The 19,247-nt window shown below is 73.0% G+C and carries 21 protein-coding genes, 2 tRNA genes and 1 other RNA gene; 15 read left to right on the top strand and 9 right to left on the bottom strand.

Going from position 1 to position 19,247, the window contains the following annotated elements:
- Window positions 1-170: 170 nt before the first annotated feature.
- The 3 genes from Actkin_RS01190 to Actkin_RS01180 all read right to left on the bottom strand — a co-directional run bounded on the left by Actkin_RS01190 (window position 171) and on the right by Actkin_RS01180 (window position 1,674).
- Window positions 171-686 carry a uridine kinase family protein gene (locus tag Actkin_RS01190; RefSeq protein WP_258905537.1) on the bottom strand — a complete coding sequence of 172 codons (516 nt, stop codon included), beginning with the start codon at window positions 684-686 and terminating at the stop codon, window positions 171-173.
- Window positions 687-763: 77 nt separating this feature from the next.
- Window positions 764-1,360: a recombination mediator RecR gene (recR, locus tag Actkin_RS01185; protein ID WP_189208829.1), complete on the bottom strand. Its 597-nt coding sequence runs from the start codon at window positions 1,358-1,360 to the stop codon at window positions 764-766.
- A gap of 2 nt (window positions 1,361-1,362) precedes the next feature.
- A complete protein-coding gene (locus Actkin_RS01180) occupies window positions 1,363-1,674 on the bottom strand; it encodes a YbaB/EbfC family nucleoid-associated protein (RefSeq protein ID WP_229786536.1) in 312 nt (103 codons plus the stop codon).
- 117 nt (window positions 1,675-1,791) lie between these two features.
- Here Actkin_RS01180 and Actkin_RS01175 point away from each other — a divergent pair, with 117 nt between their 5' ends.
- Complete coding sequence (locus tag Actkin_RS01175; protein WP_258905534.1) at window positions 1,792-2,631, top strand: WD40 repeat domain-containing protein; 840 nt, start codon at window positions 1,792-1,794, stop codon at window positions 2,629-2,631.
- A gap of 19 nt (window positions 2,632-2,650) precedes the next feature.
- Here Actkin_RS01175 and Actkin_RS01170 read toward each other — a convergent pair whose 3' ends face one another.
- Together Actkin_RS01170 and Actkin_RS01165 are read right to left on the bottom strand one after the other, a co-directional pair.
- Window positions 2,651-4,696 carry a DNA polymerase III subunit gamma and tau gene (locus Actkin_RS01170; protein WP_258905533.1) on the bottom strand — a complete coding sequence of 682 codons (2,046 nt, stop codon included), beginning with the start codon at window positions 4,694-4,696 and terminating at the stop codon, window positions 2,651-2,653.
- A gap of 45 nt (window positions 4,697-4,741) precedes the next feature.
- Window positions 4,742-5,959, bottom strand: a complete 1,218-nt coding sequence (locus Actkin_RS01165) for a M20 metallopeptidase family protein (RefSeq protein WP_258905530.1) — start codon at window positions 5,957-5,959, stop codon at window positions 4,742-4,744.
- 46 nt (window positions 5,960-6,005) lie between these two features.
- Between Actkin_RS01165 and Actkin_RS01160 the strand changes: the two genes are divergently transcribed.
- The 4 genes from Actkin_RS01160 (at window position 6,006) to Actkin_RS01145 (ending at window position 7,333) form a co-directional block, all read left to right on the top strand.
- The gene (locus Actkin_RS01160; protein ID WP_189208834.1) at window positions 6,006-6,485 is read left to right on the top strand and encodes a tRNA adenosine deaminase-associated protein; all 480 of its coding nucleotides are present in this window, start codon (window positions 6,006-6,008) and stop codon (window positions 6,483-6,485) included.
- Complete coding sequence (locus tag Actkin_RS01155; protein WP_258905529.1) at window positions 6,482-6,931, top strand: nucleoside deaminase; 450 nt, start codon at window positions 6,482-6,484, stop codon at window positions 6,929-6,931. The genes Actkin_RS01160 and Actkin_RS01155 overlap by 4 nt, the downstream gene beginning before the upstream one ends.
- A gap of 64 nt (window positions 6,932-6,995) precedes the next feature.
- Window positions 6,996-7,202, top strand: coding sequence for a CsbD family protein (locus Actkin_RS01150; RefSeq protein WP_189208836.1), 207 nt, complete (start codon window positions 6,996-6,998; stop codon window positions 7,200-7,202).
- Window positions 7,203-7,245: 43 nt separating this feature from the next.
- Window positions 7,246-7,333, top strand: a tRNA-Ser gene (locus Actkin_RS01145).
- A 198-nt stretch (window positions 7,334-7,531) separates the two neighbouring features.
- Here Actkin_RS01145 and Actkin_RS01140 read toward each other — a convergent pair.
- Window positions 7,532-8,098, bottom strand: coding sequence for an Rv3235 family protein (locus Actkin_RS01140; RefSeq protein ID WP_258905528.1), 567 nt, complete (start codon window positions 8,096-8,098; stop codon window positions 7,532-7,534).
- A 238-nt stretch (window positions 8,099-8,336) separates the two neighbouring features.
- On the opposite strand from Actkin_RS01140, the gene Actkin_RS01135 reads away from it, so the two are divergent.
- The 3 genes from Actkin_RS01135 (at window position 8,337) to Actkin_RS01125 (ending at window position 11,098) form a co-directional block, all read left to right on the top strand.
- Entirely contained in the window at window positions 8,337-9,686 is a 1,350-nt protein-coding gene (locus Actkin_RS01135) for an aminopeptidase P family protein (protein WP_396122924.1), read from the top strand.
- Window positions 9,687-9,738: 52 nt separating this feature from the next.
- On the top strand, window positions 9,739-9,861 hold the full coding sequence (locus tag Actkin_RS01130) for a hypothetical protein (RefSeq protein ID WP_258905526.1): 123 nt from the start codon (window positions 9,739-9,741) through the stop codon (window positions 9,859-9,861).
- Window positions 9,862-9,958: 97 nt separating this feature from the next.
- A complete protein-coding gene (locus tag Actkin_RS01125) occupies window positions 9,959-11,098 on the top strand; it encodes a DUF2786 domain-containing protein (protein WP_189208838.1) in 1,140 nt (379 codons plus the stop codon).
- Window positions 11,099-11,133: 35 nt separating this feature from the next.
- On the opposite strand, the gene Actkin_RS01120 is transcribed toward Actkin_RS01125, so the two are convergent.
- Window positions 11,134-11,223, bottom strand: a tRNA-Ser gene (locus tag Actkin_RS01120).
- Window positions 11,224-11,496: 273 nt separating this feature from the next.
- On the opposite strand from Actkin_RS01120, the gene Actkin_RS01115 reads away from it, so the two are divergent.
- Together Actkin_RS01115 and Actkin_RS01110 are read left to right on the top strand one after the other, a co-directional pair.
- Window positions 11,497-12,720: a cell wall-binding repeat-containing protein gene (locus Actkin_RS01115; protein WP_258905525.1), complete on the top strand. Its 1,224-nt coding sequence runs from the start codon at window positions 11,497-11,499 to the stop codon at window positions 12,718-12,720.
- Window positions 12,721-12,803: 83 nt separating this feature from the next.
- Window positions 12,804-13,943: a cell wall-binding repeat-containing protein gene (locus Actkin_RS01110; RefSeq protein WP_258905524.1), complete on the top strand. Its 1,140-nt coding sequence runs from the start codon at window positions 12,804-12,806 to the stop codon at window positions 13,941-13,943.
- On the opposite strand, the gene Actkin_RS01105 is transcribed toward Actkin_RS01110, so the two are convergent.
- The gene (locus Actkin_RS01105; RefSeq protein ID WP_189208841.1) at window positions 13,933-14,397 is read right to left on the bottom strand and encodes an SRPBCC family protein; all 465 of its coding nucleotides are present in this window, start codon (window positions 14,395-14,397) and stop codon (window positions 13,933-13,935) included. The genes Actkin_RS01110 and Actkin_RS01105 overlap by 11 nt on opposite strands.
- 128 nt (window positions 14,398-14,525) lie before the next feature.
- Here Actkin_RS01105 and Actkin_RS01100 point away from each other — a divergent pair, with 128 nt between their 5' ends.
- From Actkin_RS01100 to ffs, 4 genes are all read left to right on the top strand, one after another.
- Complete coding sequence (locus Actkin_RS01100) at window positions 14,526-14,729, top strand: cold-shock protein (protein ID WP_189208842.1); 204 nt, start codon at window positions 14,526-14,528, stop codon at window positions 14,727-14,729.
- A gap of 77 nt (window positions 14,730-14,806) precedes the next feature.
- Complete coding sequence (locus Actkin_RS01095; protein ID WP_189208843.1) at window positions 14,807-15,544, top strand: lysophospholipid acyltransferase family protein; 738 nt, start codon at window positions 14,807-14,809, stop codon at window positions 15,542-15,544.
- Between the two features lie 154 nt (window positions 15,545-15,698).
- The gene (locus Actkin_RS01090; protein ID WP_258905523.1) at window positions 15,699-17,099 is read left to right on the top strand and encodes a glycoside hydrolase family 10 protein; all 1,401 of its coding nucleotides are present in this window, start codon (window positions 15,699-15,701) and stop codon (window positions 17,097-17,099) included.
- 18 nt (window positions 17,100-17,117) lie between these two features.
- Window positions 17,118-17,212, top strand: an RNA gene (gene ffs / locus Actkin_RS01085) — signal recognition particle sRNA small type.
- Window positions 17,213-17,215: 3 nt separating this feature from the next.
- On the opposite strand, the gene Actkin_RS01080 is transcribed toward ffs, so the two are convergent.
- Complete coding sequence (locus tag Actkin_RS01080; RefSeq protein ID WP_229786538.1) at window positions 17,216-18,202, bottom strand: LLM class flavin-dependent oxidoreductase; 987 nt, start codon at window positions 18,200-18,202, stop codon at window positions 17,216-17,218.
- Window positions 18,203-18,260: 58 nt separating this feature from the next.
- Between Actkin_RS01080 and Actkin_RS01075 the strand changes: the two genes are divergently transcribed.
- Window positions 18,261-19,232 (top strand): prephenate dehydrogenase, encoded by a 972-nt coding sequence (locus Actkin_RS01075; protein ID WP_258905519.1) that lies wholly within the window; start codon window positions 18,261-18,263, stop codon window positions 19,230-19,232.
- Window positions 19,233-19,247 lie beyond the last annotated feature (15 nt).

Raw genomic sequence — 19,247 nt, 5'->3', positions numbered from 1 at the left:
AGCGCGCGGCTATCCGGCGTGTGGTGGGGACCATAGCCGCTTATATCGGTCTGGCTTCACTACCGCAGGTCACGATCCGGCCAAGTGACATCCACAGAATTAGCTGAATGTGGTGATGCGGGTGCGATACGTGAGTTTTCGGGAGCTTTCGTCCGGATAACGGACATCGATCATCCGGTGAGCGGCCGGTGTGTCGCGCGGTCGCGCGTGCCGTCCACGGCGAACCACCCGGCCTCGAACCGCTGCCACGCGATCAACTCCGGACGGCACGACTCACCGTCACGGGCGACCGCCCGTTCCAGCCGCACGGCTGGGTCGTCGACCTCGATCCACACCAAAGCGGACAACACCGGTGTTATGGCGCGGCGGCCCGCGGAGACGCCCTCGACGATGAGGACGTCCGGCGGCTCGACGTCCACCCAGGCGCCGGGGTGCGGGCGGCCTTCGGTCCATTCGGTGCGGCGATAGCGTCCGGGGCGGCCCTCGGCGAGCGGGAGGAGGACTCCGTCGCGGAGCCGGGGCCACCAGGCGACCGGGTCGTCCCAGGTGGCGAAGTCGTCGGTGCGGACGACGCGCACTCGCCCGGGCAGCTTCCGCGCCAGTTCGACGGCATACGTCGACTTCCCCGACCCCGACGGCCCGTCGACCGCGACGACCCGGACCGCCCCCAGCTTGGGCGGGCCCATCCAAGGGATTTCAGATGATGCCGTCATATGATCGCACCATCCGGATGATGACATCATATGACGTCATCATCCGGAGCTCACATGGTGCGACGGCCGGAGAGGGCGCGGCCCAGGGTCAGCTCGTCGGCGAACTCCAGGTCGCCGCCCATCGGCAGGCCCGAGGCCAGGCGGGTGACGGTGAGCCCGGGGAAGTCGCGCAGCATGCGGACCAGGTAGGTGGCGGTGGCCTCGCCCTCGGTGTTGGGGTCCATCGCCAGGATCACCTCGGTGATCTCCTCGCCGCCGATGCGGGCCAGCAGCTGGCGGATGCGCAGCTGGTCGGGCCCGACGCCGGACAGCGGGTCCAGCGCACCGCCGAGCACGTGGTAGCGGCCCTTGAACTCGCGGGTGCGCTCCACGGCCAGGACGTCCTTGGGCTCCTCCACCACGCACACCACCGTCGCGTCGCGGCGGGCGTCGCGGCAGATGCGGCAGGTCTGCTCGGCGGAGACGTTGCCGCAGACGTCGCAGAAGACGACGCCCTCCTTGACCTTCTGCAGTGCCTCCTGCAGCCGGGTCACGTCGGCAGGCTCGGCCGCCAGCAGGTGGAAGGCGATGCGCTGAGCGCTCTTCGGACCGACCCCGGGCAGCCGCCCCAGCTCGTCGATCAGGTCCTGGACCGGTCCCTCGTACACGGCTACATCCCGGGCAGGCCGAACCCGCCGCCCAATCCGCCCGCGAGCGGGCCCATCGTCTTCTCGGCGAGCTTCTGCGCGTTGGCGCCCGCGTCGCGGACCGCGGCGATCACGAGGTCGGAGAGCGTCTCCACGTCGTCGGGGTCGACCACCTTGGGGTCGATGACCAGGGCCTTGAGCTCGCCCGAGCCGGACACGGTCGCCTTGACCATGCCGCCGCCCGCGGAGCCCTCGACCTCGGCGTCGGCGAGTTCCTGCTGCGCGGCGAGCAGTTGCTCCTGCATCTTCTGCGCCTGCTCGAGGATCGCCTGCATGTCGGGTGTGCCGCCACCAGGGAACACTGCGACCCCTTCCAGGTCGGGAGCTGTCTCCCACCCAGCTTAGTCGGGCCATCCGCGCCCCGGTCACGGCGCTGTGACAGGGTGGAGATCATGTCCGGGATCCGGGTACTCGACGCCGCCGACCGCTTGCTGATCAGCACCGACGATGGCCTGGTCGAACTCGACACGACGGGCCGGGCGACGCCGCTCGGGCCCGCGGGCGGCGAGGCCCGCTACCTGCCCGGCACTCGCGACGTCGTCTACCAGGACGGCCCCGCGCTGATGCTGCGCGAGCGCGGCAGGACCAGGCGGTTGGTGAGCGCCGACCACGCCGTCGAGCTGCTCGGCGTGCTGCCCGGGCGGGTCGTCTACCGGGCCAACCCGCGCCACCGGCTGCTGTGGGACGTGATGATCCGCAACGTGTTCGTCGGCGAGGAGCAGGCGGTCTACACCCGAGGCGGCGACGTCCGGTCCGCGTCGGTCAGCCCGAACAGCCGCCACATCGCCATCCGCCTGCCCCGCAAGCTCGTCCTGGTCGACACGATGCCCGTCACCGAGGACGACCACGTCCGCCTGATCTGCCCGGAACCGGCGGACGGCGGTCACCACCACCTGTCCTGGCTGCCCGACTCGGCCCGGATGATCGCCAACGCCGACGGCGAGGTCTCCCGCTACGACGTCGAGCGCGACACCTGGGAGCCCCTGGTCACCGGGCTGACCCCGGACGCGGTCGCCGTCGCCGCCCCGGACGGCCGCCGCCTGGCGGTCGTGGACGACGGCAGGGTCAGCTTCCACCACGCGGGCACCGGCGACTTCCTGCGCGCCGCCGAACTCGACGCCCACGGCGCTCCCGTGTGGACACCGGACTCGACGACGGTCGCCGTCGCCACCGCGGACGGCGCGGCCACCGTGGTCGCCCAGTCCGCCTTCGTCCGCGCGATCCCGCTCTGAGTCCGGTGTGGACGGCTGACTACTTGTCGACCGGCTTCGCGCCGAGTTTGTCGGCCAGGAGTTGGAGCATGGCCTCTTCCGGGTCCTGACGGGCCTCGCCGTCGGCGGCCGGGTTCGGCGTGCGGGCGGCCTCGGCGAGCATCTCCTCCTCGTCCTCCGGCTCCGGCGGGGGCGGGTCGGGGTCCGGCGGGGGCTCGGGGGGCAGGTCGGCGGCCGGGACGTAGCGGCGCTGCGGCGGGTCGGGCCGCTGCGGCGGGGGCGCGGCCTGGCGGGCCGGGGCGGGCGGCGCCGCGGCGCCCGCGCCCGCGTGCACGCAGCGGACCTGCCAGCTGCCGCCCACGACGGAGCTGATCGCCTGGGCGATGGCCTCGGCGTTGCGCGGCTCGGAGAGGCGCACGGCCAGCGGCTGGGCCGGGTGGCCGATGACCACCGTGTTGCCCTCCACCGACTGCACGGCGGCGGGCAGCAGCATGGCGTGCGTGCTGCGGCTGGTCGCGGTCGTGCGGACGGCGGCGAGGATCTCCGGCCAGACCCGGCGGAACGCGGCGGCGTCCATCGCGCCCGCTGCGGCGGGCTCGGCGGGCGCCTGGGCCTCGGCAGGCCGGGGAGTCTGGCCCTCAGCGGGACGGGCGGCCTGGCCCTCGGCGGGCCGCGGTGCCTGGCCCTCGGCGGGCCGGGCTGCCGGGGAGCGGTCGGCCGGGCCGGTGCTCGGCCGGGCGGACTCGTCGGACGCGGCGCGCGCGGACGGCCGGGTGAACTGCTGACGGGACGCCGGGCGCTCGGCCGCCGGTTCGGCGGGCCGCTGCGGGCGGGCCGCCTCGGCGGGGCGTGGCTGCCGGGCCGCGGGTTCGGCGCTCGGCTGACGGGCCGGGGCGGCGACACCGGGCTGACCCGCGGCCACCCGGGTCTCCAACTGCTCCAGCCGCTGCAGCACCGCCGAGTCGGCGACGGCGTCGGTCGGGACCGCGCCGGGCAGGAGCATGCGGGCGCAGAGCAGCTCCAGCAGCAGCCGGGGCGCGGTCGCCCCGCGCATGTCGATCAGGCCCGCGTGGACGATCTCGGCGTAGCGGGTCAGTGCGGCCGGGCCGAGGCGTTCCGCCTGGCCGGTCATCTTCTCCAGCTGGTCGGCGGGCGCGCTGACCAGACCGCGCGAGGCCGCGTCCGGGACCGCGCGCAGCAGGACGAGGTCGCGCAGGCGGTCGAGCAGGTCGGCGGCGAAGCGGCGCGGGTCGTGGCCCGCCTCGACCAGGGCGTCGACCGTGCCGTACACCGCCGCCGCGTCGCCGGTGGCCAGGGCGTCGACCATCTCGTCGATGAGCGCCGAGTCGGTGACGCCGAGCAGGGAGACCGCGCGCTCGTAGGTCACGCCCTCCGGGCCCGCGCCCGCCAGCAGCTGGTCCAGCACCGACTGGGTGTCCCGGGCCGACCCGCCGCCCGCGCGGATGACCAGCGGGAACACCGCGGGCTCGACGACGGCGCCCTCGGCGGCGCAGTTGCGCTCCAGCAGCTCGCGCATCGCGCCCGGCGGGATGAGCCGGAACGGGTAGTGGTGCGTGCGCGACCGGATGGTCGGCAGCACCTTCTCCGGCTCGGTCGTGGCGAAGATGAAGACCAGGTGCTCCGGCGGCTCCTCCACGATCTTCAGCAGGGCGTTGAAGCCCTGCGTGGTGACCATGTGCGCCTCGTCGACGATGAACACCCGGTACCGGGACTGCGCTGGCGCGTAGAAGGCGCGGTCGCGCAGCTCGCGCGCGTCGTCGACGCCGCCGTGGCTGGCCGCGTCCAGCTCGACGACGTCGACGTTGCCCGGGCCGTTGGGGGCCAGCGACACGCACGAGTCGCAGGTGCCGCAGGGCTCGTCGGTGGGCCCCTGCTCGCAGTTCAGCGACCGGGCGAGGATGCGGGCGCTGGAGGTCTTGCCGCAGCCGCGCGGGCCGGAGAACAGGTAGGCGTGGTTGACCCGCCCGGCGGCCAGCGCCGTGCGCAGCGGGACGGTGACGTGTTCCTGCCCGACGACCTCGGCGAAGGTCGCCGGCCGGTACTTGCGGTAGAGGGCGAGCGCCACGCCACGACCCTACCGGGGACCACCGACGACCCCGACCGAGCGGGGCTAGCGCAGCGCGTCGAGCGCGAACGCGGCGTACGCGGCCACGCCGTGCGGGAACGCGGCCTCGTCGAACACCACCCGGTTCGAGTGGTTCGGCTGGGCGTCCACCGGGGTCGTCTCCGGCGGGCAGGCGCCCAGGAACGCCATCGCGCCGGGCACGCGCTCCAACACGTACGACCAGTCCTCCGCGCCCATGATCGGGTTCGGCATCCGGGTCGCGTGCTTCGGGCCGAGCACCGCGGCCGCGAGGTCCAGGACGCGGTCGGCCACGGCGTCGTCGTTGACCGTCACCGGGTAGCCGGGTTCGAACTGGAACGAGACGGTGCAGCTGTGCGCAGCCGCGATGTGCTCGCAGACCTTGGGGATCTCGTCCAGCATGATCTTGCGGGTCTGCTCGGACAGGGTGCGCAGGGTGCCCTTGAGCTGGGCGGTCTCCGGGATGATGTTGGTCGTCGTGCCCGCGACGATGCTGGCGATGGTGAGCACGGCGGGCTCGAACACGCTGATCCGCCGGGTCACGACGGTCTGCAGCGCGCCGACCATCTCCGCGGCGGCGGGCACGGGGTCGCAGGCGTCCGACGGCATCGAGGCGTGCCCGCCCCGGCCGGTGACGGTGATGGTGAACATGTTCGCGCTGGCCATCAGCGGGCCGGGGCGGCAGCGCACCACACCGGACTCCTCCTTGGACGTGATGTGCAGCGCGAACGCCTTCTCGACCGGCGTGTCGGCCACGTCCAGCAGGCCTTCGTCGAGCATGTGCTTGGCGCCGTGGTAGCCCTCCTCGCCGGGCTGGAACATGAACACGACCTGTCCGGCCAGCTCGGACCGGCGCTCGTGCAGCAGCCGCGCGGCAGAGGCGAGCATCGCGGTGTGGGTGTCGTGCCCGCAGGCGTGCATCGAACCGTCCACTTCGGAGGCGAACTCCAGGCCGGTGTCCTCCTGCAGCGGGAGCGCGTCCATGTCGCCGCGCAGCAGCACGGCGGGCCCGGGCCTGCCGCCGTCGAGCACGGCGACGACCGAGCCGACGGACTCGCCCGTGGTGATCTTGAGGTCGAGGCCGTCGAGCGCCTCGATCACGGCCTGCTGGGTGCGGGGCAGCAGCAGCCCCTCCTCGGGGTGGCGGTGCAGGAGCCTGCGCAGCGCCACGGTGCGGGGCTGCAGGGCGTGGGCGGCTTCGCGCAGGCCGGTGAACCTGGGATCATCCGTCAACGGTGTGGTCATTCCCCGATACTGGCACCGATTCCCCGGGCGGAATACCGTGTGCCTCATGGCCGAGCAGGTGCCGGGGTTCGGGGTCGCCGTCATCCGCGAGGACGGGCGGTGGCGCTGCGCGGCGATGGACGACGCCGCCCTGCGCGAACTGGACGCGGCGATCACCGAGCTGCGCCGGATCCGGTCCACCGGGGCGGTCTTCGGACTGCTCGCCGTGGACGACGAGTTCTTCATCGTGCTGCGCCCGAGTCCCGGCGGGGTCGCCCTGCTGCTGTCGGACGCCGCCGCCGCGCTGGACTACGACATCGCCGCCGACACCCTCGACCTGCTGCGCGTCGAACCGCCCGACGACGTCGACGACGTCTGGCCGGAGGGCTCCCTCGACCTGCTCGCCGACCTGGGCCTGCCCGCCGCGGAGATGCAGGTCATCGTGGACGAGATGGACCTCTACCCCGACGAGCAGCTGCAGATGATCGCCCAGCGGCTCGGCTTCGCCGACGAGTTCGCCAAGCACCTCGACACCATCCTGCAGTGAGGTCCGCCGACCTGGTCCGACTGGCGCTCGACGCGGCCAGGAAGGCCCCGCTGACCGGCGACGTCCCGATCGGCGCGGTCGTGGTGGACGCGGACGGCCGCGTCCTGTCCTCGGCCTGCAACGCCCGTGAGGCCACGGGCGACCCCACCGCCCACGCGGAGGTCCTCGCCCTGCGCGCGGCCGCCGCCGTCCACGGCGACGGCTGGCGGCTGACGGGCTGCACCCTCGCGGTAACCGTCGAGCCCTGCACGATGTGCGCGGGCGCGCTGGTCCTGGCCCGGGTCTCCCGATTGGTCTTCGGCGCATGGGAGCCCAAGACGGGCGCCGTCGGCTCCCTCTGGGACGTCGTCCGCGACCGCCGCCTCCCCCACCGCCCCGAGGTCGAGGGCGGCGTCCTGGCGGAGGAGTGCGCGGCCCTGCTGATCGATTTCTTTGATGTGATTTGAGTCACATTGAAGTGGTCTGCGTGGCCGAGTTGGACACCCCTCAACCGAGGGAAGGAAGTGCACCATGAGCATGTTCGACAAGGCCAAGGACAAGGCCGAGCAGATGCTGGGCCACGCCAAGGAGAAGCTGGGCCACGCCACCGACAACCGCGACATGGAGGCCTCCGGCAAGGCCGACCAGACCAGCGGCGAGATCAAGGAAGCAGGCCACACCCTGCGCGACCGAGCCACCGGCGCGGTCCGGGACATGAAGGACCGGTTCCACCGGTAACCCACCCACGGCCCTCGAAACCCCGTTCGGTACCCTCATCGGCGGTGGCGTGTCCGAGCGGCCGAAGGAGCGCGCCTCGAAAGCGCGTGACGGGCAACCCCCGTCCGTGGGTTCAAATCCCACCGCCACCGCTCTCGAACGACCAGAACGCCGGTTGCCTGCCTCAGGTAACCGGCGTTCTGTCTTCTTCCGCCTGACCGCCGCGCCCTCGCCGCTGAATCAACCTGGGTATCCGTTCCGATGAGTGTCGTGCGCGCACGTGGGCCAGTCCCCGCACCCGGCCGGACGCGTGCTCCCTGCGTGCGAGCCCGGAGCCGGGGAGTGCGGCATTAGCCGCCGATGAGGTGGAGGGCGGTGACTTGCCAGCCCCTGGTGGTGTGTTCGAGGCGGGCGGCGAGGGCCTTGGCGCGGGTGGGGGTGTCGAGGGTGGCGGCCACCTCCACGGCGGTGGGGTGGACTTGGCAGACGTGGACTGAGCGGAGGCGGAGGGTTCGGGGTTGGCGGGGGAGGACGCGGAGGGCGGTTTGGGCGGGGTAGGTGAGGTGGGGGGCTAGTTGGTTGGGGCCTCGACGGCCTGCCATGGTCTCGACGAGGGCCGTCACCAGGCGGGTGAGGTGATGGTGTGGGGGCGGGCAGCGGCGCAGGAAATGGGGGCGGCGCGCGGCGGGGGACGTGGGGCCGATCGGTGGCGGGGTGTGGTTGGGGAGCGCGGGGCTTTCGGGGTATTCGGTGGGGGCTGGCAGTGGGGTGGGCTGGGGTCGCGCGGGCTGCTCCGATAGCGCGGTGCATTGCGGTCGCGCGGGCTCCGGCAGCGGGGCGGGCTCAGGTTGGGCGGGCTGTGCGGGTCGGGCGGGGTGGTTGGCGTGTGAGGTGGGGGTGGGCAGAGTGGTGAGCATGGGGGCCTCCCTGAACGTTTCGGGTTCAGGGGGGAAGGGGCGGGTGGAGACACGGGGGGCGGTAAGTCCACCCGGGTTGGCGATCTTTCGTGAAAGGCGTGCGAGGCCGTCGGGGCTCGTGTATCGGGGGGCCTTCTACCCTGGGGGTCTACCGACCAGGTGAGGAGTGGGCATGAGCGACCGCCCGGCTCGACGTGATCCGTCGAATTTGGTGGCAGCACAGGGATTCAGGGACTTCGTGCGCGACGACTGGGGGCCTGCCGATCGGGCGGTTCGGGCGGTGGCGGGGGCGGCTGAGGCGGCGGCCGCGCATCGGGAGCGGTTGTCGCGGGCGTTTCCGGGGAAGCGGATCGCCATCGCCGCGGGGCGGGCGCCCGTGCGGTCCAACGACACCGACTACCTCTTCCGCGCCGACAGCGACTTCGCGTGGTTGACCGGCTGTTACGCCGAGGGCGCGATCCTCGTCATGCACCCCGTCGGCGACGGCCACGACGCCGTGTTGCACCTGCGGGAACCCGCTGGGCCGGACGAGCCCGACTTCTTCGCCAACGCCCGGGACGGCGAGTTGTGGATCGGGGCCGCGCCCGGGCTGGCCGAGTGGTCGGCCGCGCTGGGCCTGGTCTGCCTGCCGCTGGAGGGGCTGGCGCGCTCGCTGCGCGGCCGCCTGCCCGCCGTGCTGGCCGCCAAGGGTGTCGACCCGCTGCTCGACGCCCACGTCGACGCGCACAGCGCCGAGTTGCGGACCACCCTGGCCGAGCTGCGCCGGATCAAGGACGACTGGGAGATCGGCCAGCTCAAGGCCGCCGTCGACGCCACCATCCTGGGTTTCGCCGATGTCGCGCGCGAGCTCGACACCGCCGTCCGCGGCGGTGGGGAGCGGTGGCTGCAGGGCACCTTCGACCGGCGGGCGCGCACCGCGGGCAACGGGCCGGGCTACGCCTCCATCGTCGCCGCGGGGCCGCACGCGCCCGTGCTGCACTGGACGCGCTGTGACGGGCCGGTGCCCGAGGACGGCCTGCTGCTGCTCGACGCGGGCGTGGAGCTGGACACCCTCTACACCGCCGACGTCACCCGCACCTTCCCGGTCAACGGCGAATTCTCCGCCGCGCAGCGCCAGGTGTACGACCTCGTGCACGACGCCCACGTCAAGGCGATGGCGGAGGTCCGCCCCGGCGCGGACTACCGCGCGTTCCACCACACCGCCATGCGCGTGCTGGCCGAGGGGCTGCACGACTGGGGCCTGCTGCCCGCCTCCGTGGAGAAGGCGCTCGACCCCGACGGGCAGCACCACCGCCGCTACATCGTCTGCGGCGTCGGCCACTACCTCGGCCTGGACGTCCACGACTGCGCCGCGTCCCGGGCGGAGGCCTATCACGAGGCGAAGCTGGAGCCGGGCATGGCGCTGACCGTCGAGCCGGGCCTCTACTTCCACCCGAACGACCTGACCGTGCCGCCGGAGCTGCGCGGCATCGGCGTGCGCATCGAGGACGACCTGGTGGTCACCGCCGACGGGCACGAGGTGATCTCCGCCGCACTCCCCATCACCGCGGACGGCATCGAGAGGTGGGTGCGGGGTCACCGGGGGTAGCCTCCGCCTGACCGGGCTCGGGGGAGCCCGCTGGAGTGTGTGGAGGAAACACGTGTCGGACGACGACCGCCCGGGCAAGCACCGCGCGCCCGAGGGCGCCGAGGTGCACCCGCTGATCGACCTGTCCCGCGACCCGAACCCGGGCACGCCGGACCACGCGGCCGACGAGGACTGAGGCGTCCGCACCGCCCGCCGCCCCCGACCGGGGCGGCGGGCGGTCTCGTTCGAACGGATGGTCGATAACTGTCGTGCCGACCCGGCATGATGTCCGCATGCGAACACATGATCGAGTCTCGGCTGCGGTGGTCGCCGCCCGGCTCATCGGGTCCGCCCAGGTCAGGGCGCGCGGCGGGGCGGCTGGGGTGCGCGAGCTCGCCGACCTCGGCCCGGCCGTCGTCGGGGCAGCGGCGGCCGCCGCGCTGACGAAGGCGCTGACCGAGCTGTGGGAGCGCGGCTGGACGCCCGCCGACGTCGCCGCCGCCGTCCCGCGCCATCTCGCCGACCTCGCGCTCGACGCCGTCGCCGCCGACACCGCCCGCCACCCGGCCGCGCACCTGCACCCGCGCTGGGCCGCCGAGTCGCGCGCCGCGGCCGAGGTGTGGTGGCGGCGCGGGGAGCCGCACCTGCCGCAGTGGGCCGAGCGCGCGGGCCTCTCCCTGGCCGACGCGCTCGACCGGCTGGTGGACGTGCTCGCCGAGTTCGCGGGCCTGCCCGCGCTGCCCGCCCTGCTGCCCCCGCCCGGCCGTCCCGGCCCGCTCGCCGAGGGCGGTGTGGACGCGCGCGTGCTGGCCAGGGTGAGGGCGTTGCTGGCCAAGGCCGAGTCCACCGCGTACCCCCAGGAGGCCGAGGCGCTCTCGGCCAAGGCGCAGGAGCTGATGGCGCGGCACGCCTTCGAGGAGGCGGCGATGGACGCCCGCCCGCAGCGCGCCGCCGCGAGCCGCATCTGGCTCACCCGCCCGTATGTGACCGCGAAGGCCCAACTGGTCGACGCCGTCGCCGAGGCCAACCGCTGCCGCTCGGTGTTCTACCCCCGACTGGGCTGCGTGGTGCTGGTCGGCCACGAGACCGACCTGGAGATCGTCGCCGTGCTGTCGGCGTCGCTGGGCGTGCAGGCCACCCGCGCGCTGTCCACCGCGCCGGGCCGCACCCGCGCCTACCGCAACGCTTTCCTCGCCGGGTACGCCCACCGCATCCGCACCCGGCTCGACCTGGCCACCGCCACGGCGACCGACGCGCGCGCCCTGCCCGTGCTGGCCCGCCGCCACCAGGTCGTCGAGGAGACCTACGCCGCGCTCTTCCCCGGCGTGCGCACCCGGCGCAGCGCGGTCAGCAGCCCGACCGGGTGGGGCGCGGGCCAAGCCGCGGCCGACCACGCCGACCTGCTGCCCGCCCGGCCGAGGGTGGCCGGGTAAACGCCGAGACGCCGGTCTGCTGACCGGCGTCTCGGTGGCGGAGGATGCGGGATTTGAACCCGCGAGGGCTTTAACACCCAACACGATTTCCAATCGTGCGCACTAGGCCACTATGCGAATCCTCCGCCGGAGAGGGTACCGGACGTCCGGGGGGCGGTTCACCACGGGTGGTCGGTGCGCGATGTTCCTGTCGTCGTCGTCACATCATGGAGAAACGGCGGAGATCCGGCCGCCGGATGGTCAAAGCTCTGGTCATCCCGGGCGTTGTCTTGCAGACTGTGGCCGGCTTCGCGGGGCGAGCAGTCGGGGGCTGCTCGAACCGCCCGTGAAATCGACTCTGGGGAAAGGAACCCGTGCACATCACTCCCACCCGACGCCCCCGCGTGGCCCGTGTCGGCATGGCCGTCCTGGCGGCCGCCCTGGTCTTCGGCGGCACGGCCGCGGGGACCGCCGCCGCGGAGACCGCGCCCACCGCCCCGAGCAAGGCCGAGCGCGCCGACGTCCTGGGGAAGACCGCCGACCGCGCGGCGCGCGTCGACGCGCGCCGCCTCGACACCCGTGCGGCCGCGGTCGCGCCGGAGAACTGCCGGACCCGCACCAACGGCGACGGGGTGACCATGCTCCGCTACGCCGGGGCGAACCGGTACGAGACCGCGGCCTGCGCCTCCTACTGGACCTGGTCGGACCACAACGACCCCACCGAGGGTGTGCTGAAGGCCAAGGCCGTGGTGCTCGCCCGCGGTGACGCCTTCCCCGACGCGCTCGCGGGCGGCCCGCTCGCCGGATACGTCGACGGCCCGCTGCTGCTGACCGTCCCGACCCGGCTGCTGCCCAACGTCAAGACCGAGATCTCGCGCGTGCTCGCCCCCGGCGGCACGGTGTACCTGCTCGGCAGCACGGCGTCGCTGTCCGACGGCATCAACAGCGAGCTCCGCGCCGCGGGCTACGCCACCAAGCGCCTCGCGGGCTCCGACCGCTTCGGCACGGCGATCCGCATCGCCCAGGAGATGCGCTCGACGAACCTGTTCTTCGTCACCACCGGCATGAACTTCCCGGACGCGCTGGCCGCGGGCACCTACGCCGCCAACTACACCCTCGGCGCGACCCAGGCCGGGCAGAAGCCGATCGCCATGCTGTTCACCGTCGACAGCAGGATGCCCACGAGCACGATGAACTTCATCGACGCGCGCGCGGCCGAGCACGGCAACGAGCTGCTGCTGATGACCGCAGGCCTCTCCGGCGACCAGGCGGTCCGCAGCGCCTACCCCCCGCAGGTCGTGGACTCCTTCGTCGGCAAGAACCGCTTCGAGACCGCGGCCGTCATCGCCGAGTCCCTGTTCCAGGACGCCGAGGGGCTGCGGGGCGCGGGCGTCGGCCTGGCCAACGGGATGAACTTCCCCGACGCCCTGGCGGGCACCAGCATGCTGATGAACTACTCGCAGCCGCTGCTGCTGTCGACCGACACCGCGCTGCCCTCGGCGACCAAGGTGTTCCTGCAGAGCCACGCCGGTGAGGTCGTCGACCCGGAGACCGGCCAGCCCGCCGCGTTCCTCGACGTGCTCGGCAGCGAGGCCGTCGTGTCCCGCTCCGTCGCGACCGAAGCGCTGATCGCCTTCTCGTAAACAACTGACGCACGACCAGTGGCGCCGGGTGAGTCGCGGACGACTCGCCCGGCGCTCCTGCTCTGAAGGGAAACAGGAACACCATGCGCTATCGACACTTCCGCGCGCTCGCGGCCTGCGCCGCCACCGCCGCGGTGCTCGCGGGCGGGGTCGCGGCGGGCGCGGGGACCGCGGCCGCGGCCGTCGACGACACCTGCCGGACCGCGGACAAGGTCGGCACGACCACGGCGCTGCGCTACGCGGGCCGGGACCGGTACACGACGGCCGTGTGCGTCTCGCGGGGCACGTGGGCGGACGCCGCGACGGCGGACGCCAAGGAGCCGTACCTGGCCAAGGCGGTCGTCCTCGCCCGAGGCGACGACTTCCCCGACGCGCTCGCGGGCGGCCCGCTGGCAGGCCACCTCGGCGCCCCGCTGCTGCTGACCACCCCGACCGCGCTGCGCACGGAGGTGCGCGAGGAGATCCTGCGCGTGCTGCCGTCCGGCGGCACCGTCTACCTGCTCGGCAGCACGGCGTCGCTGTCCGCCGGGGTCGAGAGCGCGATCAAGCAGCTGGGCTACGCGACCAAGCGGCTCGCGGGAGCCAACCGGTTCGAGACCGCGATCAAGATCGCCGACGAGCTGCCCGACACCAGCAGGTTCTTCGTCACCACCGGGATGAACTTCCCCGACGCGCTGGCAGCGGGCAGCCTGGCCGCCGCGATCAACCGCCAGGGCGAGGAGACCTGGGCGCTCATGTTCACCAACGACTCGGTGATGCCCGCGACGACCGCCACCTTCATGCGCCAGCGCAGGACCCAGTTCGGCGCATGGACCCTCGCGACCGCGGGCCGCGCCGCCGACACCGCCGCCGCCAACGCCTTCGGCGCGGGCAGCCTGACCGACCGGTTCGTCGGCCGGAACCGCTTCGAGACCGCCGCGCTGGTCGCCGGGCAGTACGTCGTCGACGGCGCGCTGCGCGGCGAGGGCGTCGGCATCGCCAACGGGATGAACTTCCCCGACGCGCTGGCGGGCACGCCCACGCTCGCGGTCTACGGCGAGCCGCTGCTGCTGGCCCAGGACACGGTGCTGCCCGCGGAGACCCGCGCCTTCCTGGAGCGGACCGCGGGCAAGGCGCCCGGCATGGACGGCGACCCGGCCACGGCGAACATCGACATCTTCGGCAGCGCCGCGGTGGTCTCCGACGCGGTGAAGAACGCGGCCGTCCAGGCGTTCACGCCGTGAGTTCCGCGTGGGCCTTCACCGCGGCCAGGGTGTGCTCGATCGACTCGGTGTTGAAGCCGGGCCGGTCCTGCCTCCCGGTCACCTTCGGGCCCATGACGCGGCGGATGAACCAGCTGCCCACGCGGAACCAGTGCTCGGTCAGCACGCACCCGTGCTCGGTCGGGGTGATCTCGTAGGACCAGCGGGAGACGCGGATCCCGAACGGGGTCCGCACGTCGAAGGTGAACCTGCGGGGCGGGTCGCACTCCACGACCCGCACGCGGGTCCACCACTCGCGGGCGCCGTTGCGGTTGGTGCCCCGGAACCGGGCGCCCACCGCGGGGCCCGGGTCGAGCCAGCGGCCGCCGACGTTCTCCGGGCTGAAGCGGTCCATCCTGGGCAGGTCGGTCACGAGCGCCCACACGGCGGCGGCGTCGGCGGCCACGGCGGTGCTGCGCGAGATCGTCGGCTCCACCCCGTCACGGTGGCGGCGCGCATGATCCCAGGGCAACTCCCGAGGCTGAATCCGGCACGGCCGGAGAACAAGTGTCAGAGTGTTCCCATAGTGTTGGCGGCGTCACTGCCGAAGCGAAGGAAGAGAACGTGGCAACTGGAACGGTCAAGTGGTTCAACGCCGAAAAGGGCTTCGGCTTCATCCAACAGGACAACGGCCCGGACGTGTTCGCGCACTTCTCCGCCATCCAGGCGACCGGGTACCGCAGCCTCGAGGAGAACCAGCGAGTGGAGTTCGAGGTCGTGCAGGGCCCCAAGGGCCCGCAGGCCGACCAGATCCGCGTCATCGGCTGACCCGGACGCGCATCACGTTGCGCGGGGACGGCGGGTGATGGACAGTTCGGGCACTTGCCGACAACCGTGGAGTGCCTGTGGCCGAGCTGGTCTACCCGCCCGTCGTCCTCGCCGCCAAGACCGCCTTCCGCCTGCTGGACCTGCGGCTCGACGTGCGCGGGGCGGAGCACATCCCGACCTCGGGCGGGGCGGTCATCGCCTGCAACCACGTCAGCTACCTGGACTTCCTGTTCTGCGGGCTGGGCGCGCAGCCTGCCCGCCGCCTGGTGCGGTTCATGGCCAAGCGGGAGATCTTCGCGAACCGGGTGGCCGGTCCGCTCATGCGCGGGATGCACCACATCTCCGTCGACCGGGCGGCGGGCGCGCAGTCCTATCAGGCCGCCGTTGACGCGCTGCGCGCGGGCGAGGTCGTCGGGGTGTTCCCCGAGGCGACGATCAGCCGCTCGTTCACCGTCAAGGACATCAAGTCCGGCGCGGTGCGGATGGCCGCGGAGGCGGGCGTCCCGCTGATCCCGATGGCGCTCTGGGGCACGCAGCGCATGTGGACCAAGGGCCGCAAGCGCGAGCTGACCAAGCGGCACGTGCCCATCACGATCCTGACGGGCGAGCCGACGCGCCCCACTGTGGACGACGACATGGACATCCTCACGAAGGACCTGCGGTCCCGGCTGACCGCCCTCCTGGACACGATCCAGCGCGACTACCCCGACCAGCCGTCCGGCGAGGACGACCGCTGGTGGCTGCCCGCCCACCTCGGCGGCACCGCGCCCACGCCCGAGCAGGCGGCCGAACTCGACCGCCGCAAGCCCGAGTAATCTTCCGGAAGCGCTCCCAGTCCGATATTATCCCCTTGGTTTCGACAATTAATCGCGAATTTTCGAAACTGTGGGATGGGACCAGCCGGCCAGGGCGATGGGCGGCTCCACGCTCCGCTTGACAATGTTGTTCGTGCGGAACTAGGAGAAACTCGTGTCTTTCCGGAAGTTCGTCGACAAGCGCTGGGCGGCCGCCACCGGTGTCGCCAGCGTCGCGGCCACCGCGGCCGCCCTGCTCACCCTGGCCGCGCCGGGTACCAGTGCCGCGGCGGCAGGCCTCGGCGGCGTCGCCGAGTCATCGGGCCGCTATGTGGGGACGGCCGTCGACCCGAATAGGTACACCGACGGCAGTTACGGCACGATCCTCGACACCGAATTCAATTCGGTGACCGCGGAAAACGCCATGAAGTGGGACGCGCTGCAGCCCTCGCGCGGGCAGTACAACTGGGCGCAGGCCGACCGGATCATGCAGCGCGCCGAGGCCACCGGCCAAATGGTGCGCGGGCACACGCTGGTCTGGCACAGCCAGACCCCGTCCTGGGTGCAGAACCTGTCCGCGACCGAGCTGCGCCAGGTGATGGTCGACCACATCACCACGGTGATGACCCGCTACAAGGGCCGCATCGCGCACTGGGACGTGGTGAACGAGGCGTTCAACGACGACGGCAGCCGACGCCAGTCGTTCTGGCAGCAGAAGCTGGGCGACTCCTACATCGCCGACGCCTTCCGCGCCGCCCGCGCGGCGGACCCGAGCGCCAAGCTCTACATCAACGACTACAGCACCGACGCGATCAACGCCAAGAGCACCGCGATCTACAACCTGGTGCGCCAGTTCAAGCAGCAGGGCGTGCCGATCGACGGCGTGGGCTTCCAGGCGCACCTGATCATCAATCAGGTGCCCGGCGACTTCCGGCAGAACCTGCAGCGCTTCGCCGACCTCGGCGTCGACGTGGCGATCACCGAGCTGGACATCCGCATGCAGACGCCGTCGGACGCCCAGAAGCTGGCCACCCAGAAGGCCGACTACCAGAAGTCGTTCGCGGCCTGCTGGGCCGTCACCCGCTGCAAGGGCGTGACGATCTGGGGCATCACCGACAAGTTCTCCTGGATCCCGGACGTCTTCCCCGGCCAGGGCGCCGCCCTGGTGTGGAACGAGAGCTACCAGAAGAAGCCCGCCTACGACGGCGCGGTCGCGGGCATGGGCGGCACCACGCCGACCACCACGACTACGACCACCACGACCGACGACGGCCCGCCGCCCGGCGACGGCTGCACCGCGACCTACCGGATCGTGAACCAGTGGGGCGGCGGCTTCCAGGCCGAGGTGCGGGTCACCGCGGACGGACCGATCAGCGGCTGGGCCGTGAGCTGGACGTTCACCGGCGGCGAGCGGATCTCCCAGATCTGGAACGCCACGGCCAGCGGCACCAGCGGCGCGATCACCGCCCGCAACGTCAGCTACAACGGCAATCTGGGCGCGGGCGCGTCCACCACGTTCGGCTTCGTCGGCTCCGGCACCCCGGGCACGCCGACCGCCACGTGCAGTGCCGCATGAGGCTCCCGGTACACTGATGGCGGACCCCGCGCGGTGCGCATCCCATGAACCTCCCCAGGGCCGGAAGGCAGCAAGGATAAGTGGGCTCTGGCAGGTGCGCGGGGTCCCTTTTGCCTCTAACGCAGCTTGGCGACGTGCTCGTAGCTGCGCAGCCGGTCGGCGTGGTCGAAGACGTTCGTGGTGATCATCAGCTCGTCGGCGGCCGTGCGCTCCAGCAGGTCGGCGATCCCGGCCCGCACGGTCTCCGGCCCGCCGATGATCTGGGTGGACATGCGGTCGTCGATGAACGCCAGGTCCAGGTCGGTGTACGGGTAGGCGGCGGTCTCCTCCGGGGTCGGCACGCGGCCCGGCGTGCCCTTGCGCAGCTGCAGGAACTGCAGGGCGGCCGGGCGGGCCAGTTCCCGGGCGGTGGCGTCGTCGTCGGCGCAGACCACGGACGCGGCCACCATCGCGTACGGCTCGCTGAGGACGGCCGACGGGCGGAAGCGCTCGCGGTAGAGGGCGAGCGCGGGCAGCGTGTTCTCCGCGCTGAAGTGGTGGGCGAAGGCGAACGGCAGGCCGAGCACGCCCGCGACCTGGGCGCTGTAGCCGCTGGAGCCGAGCAGCCACACGGCGGGCTGGTTGCCCTTGGCGGGCACGGCGGTGATCGGCCCGGTGCCGGTGAAGTACCCGACGAGCTCGGCGAGCTGCTCCGGGAAGTCGTCGGCGGACAGCGGCCCGGTCGTGCGGCGCAGGGCGCGGGCGGTCGCCTGGTCGGTGCCGGGCGCGCGGCCGATACCGAGGTCGACGCGGCCGGGGTGCAGCGCCTCCAGCATCCCGAACTGCTCCGCGACGACAAGCGGGGCGTGGTTGGGAAGCATCACGCCGCCCGAGCCGATCCGCATGGTCGTGGTCACCATGGCGACGTGGGCGAGCAGCACGGCGGGGGCCGAGCTGGCGATCCCCGGCATGTTGTGGTGCTCGGCCACCCAGAACCGGTGGTAGCCGAGGTCCTCGGTCACCCGGGCGAGTTCGAGGCTGTCGCGCAGTGCGGCGGTCTCGGTGGACCCGCTGGGGACGGGGGCGAGGTCGAGCACGGACAGCGGCACGGAGATACCAGACACGCCTGTGGACAACGCCCGGACGCGCCCGGGTCTTCCCGATGCTGGAAGATCCTCAGACATGCGCGCGGTGTGTGTGATCGGGTTGGGCCTCATCGGCGGGTCGCTGCTGCGGGCGGTCGCCGCCACCGGGCGGCGGGCCTGGGGGGCCACCGCGTCCGAGGCCGACGCGGCCGATGCGGCCGCGGCCGGGTTCGAGGTCAGCGACGTCGACACGGCTCTGCGCCGCGCGGGCGAGGAGAACGCGCTGATCGTGCTCGCGGTGCCGCTGCCCGCGGTCGAGTCGGTGGCGCGCCGGGTGGCCGAGCTGGCGCCGCACTGCCCGCTCACGGACGTCACCAGCGTGAAGGCCCCGGTCGCCGACCTGCTCTCCCGGCGCGCGCCCAACCCGTTCGTCGGCGGACACCCCATGGCGGGCAGCTCGGAGTCGGGCTGGTCGGCGGGGGCCGCCGACCTGTTCCACGGCGCCGCCTGGGTCGTCACCGTCGACGACGGCACCGACCCCTCGGTCTGGCGCGAGGTGGCCGGGCTGGCCCTGTCCTGCGGCGCCCACGTCGTCCCGGCGACGGCGGCCGCGCACGACGACGCCGTCGGGCGGATCTCGCACCTGCCGCACATCCTCGCCGCCGTGCTCGCCGCGTGCGGCGCCGACGGCGGCCCGCTGGCGCTGGCCCTGGCCGCGGGCAGCTTCACCGACGGCACCCGGGTCGCGGGCACCCGGCCCGAGCTGGTCGTGGCCATGTGCGAGGGCAACCGCGCCGCCCTCCTCGACGCCGTCGACGACGCCCTCGGCCGCCTCGGCGCCGCCCGCGGCGCCCTCGCCTCGACCGGCGGCCTCCGCGCCACCATCACCGCGGGCCACTCGGGCCGCACGGCCCTGGAGGCCCACCGCGCCCAGCCCACGAGCCCGGTCACCATCGACCTGGACGCGCCCGACGCCCTCGCCGACCTCCGCGACCTCGGCGCGGCGGGCGGCCGCGTCATCCGCCTGGACGGCCACCACGCCGTCGGAGAGCTCCCGGACGGCGAATAACCTCGGAGGCAATAC

Source organism: Actinokineospora sp. UTMC 2448 (genome assembly GCF_024760565.1).
Taxonomy (GTDB): domain Bacteria; phylum Actinomycetota; class Actinomycetes; order Mycobacteriales; family Pseudonocardiaceae; genus Actinokineospora; species Actinokineospora fastidiosa.
The sequence above is the reverse complement of the archived record's forward strand: the minus strand, read 5'-3'. Positions and strand labels throughout refer to the sequence as shown.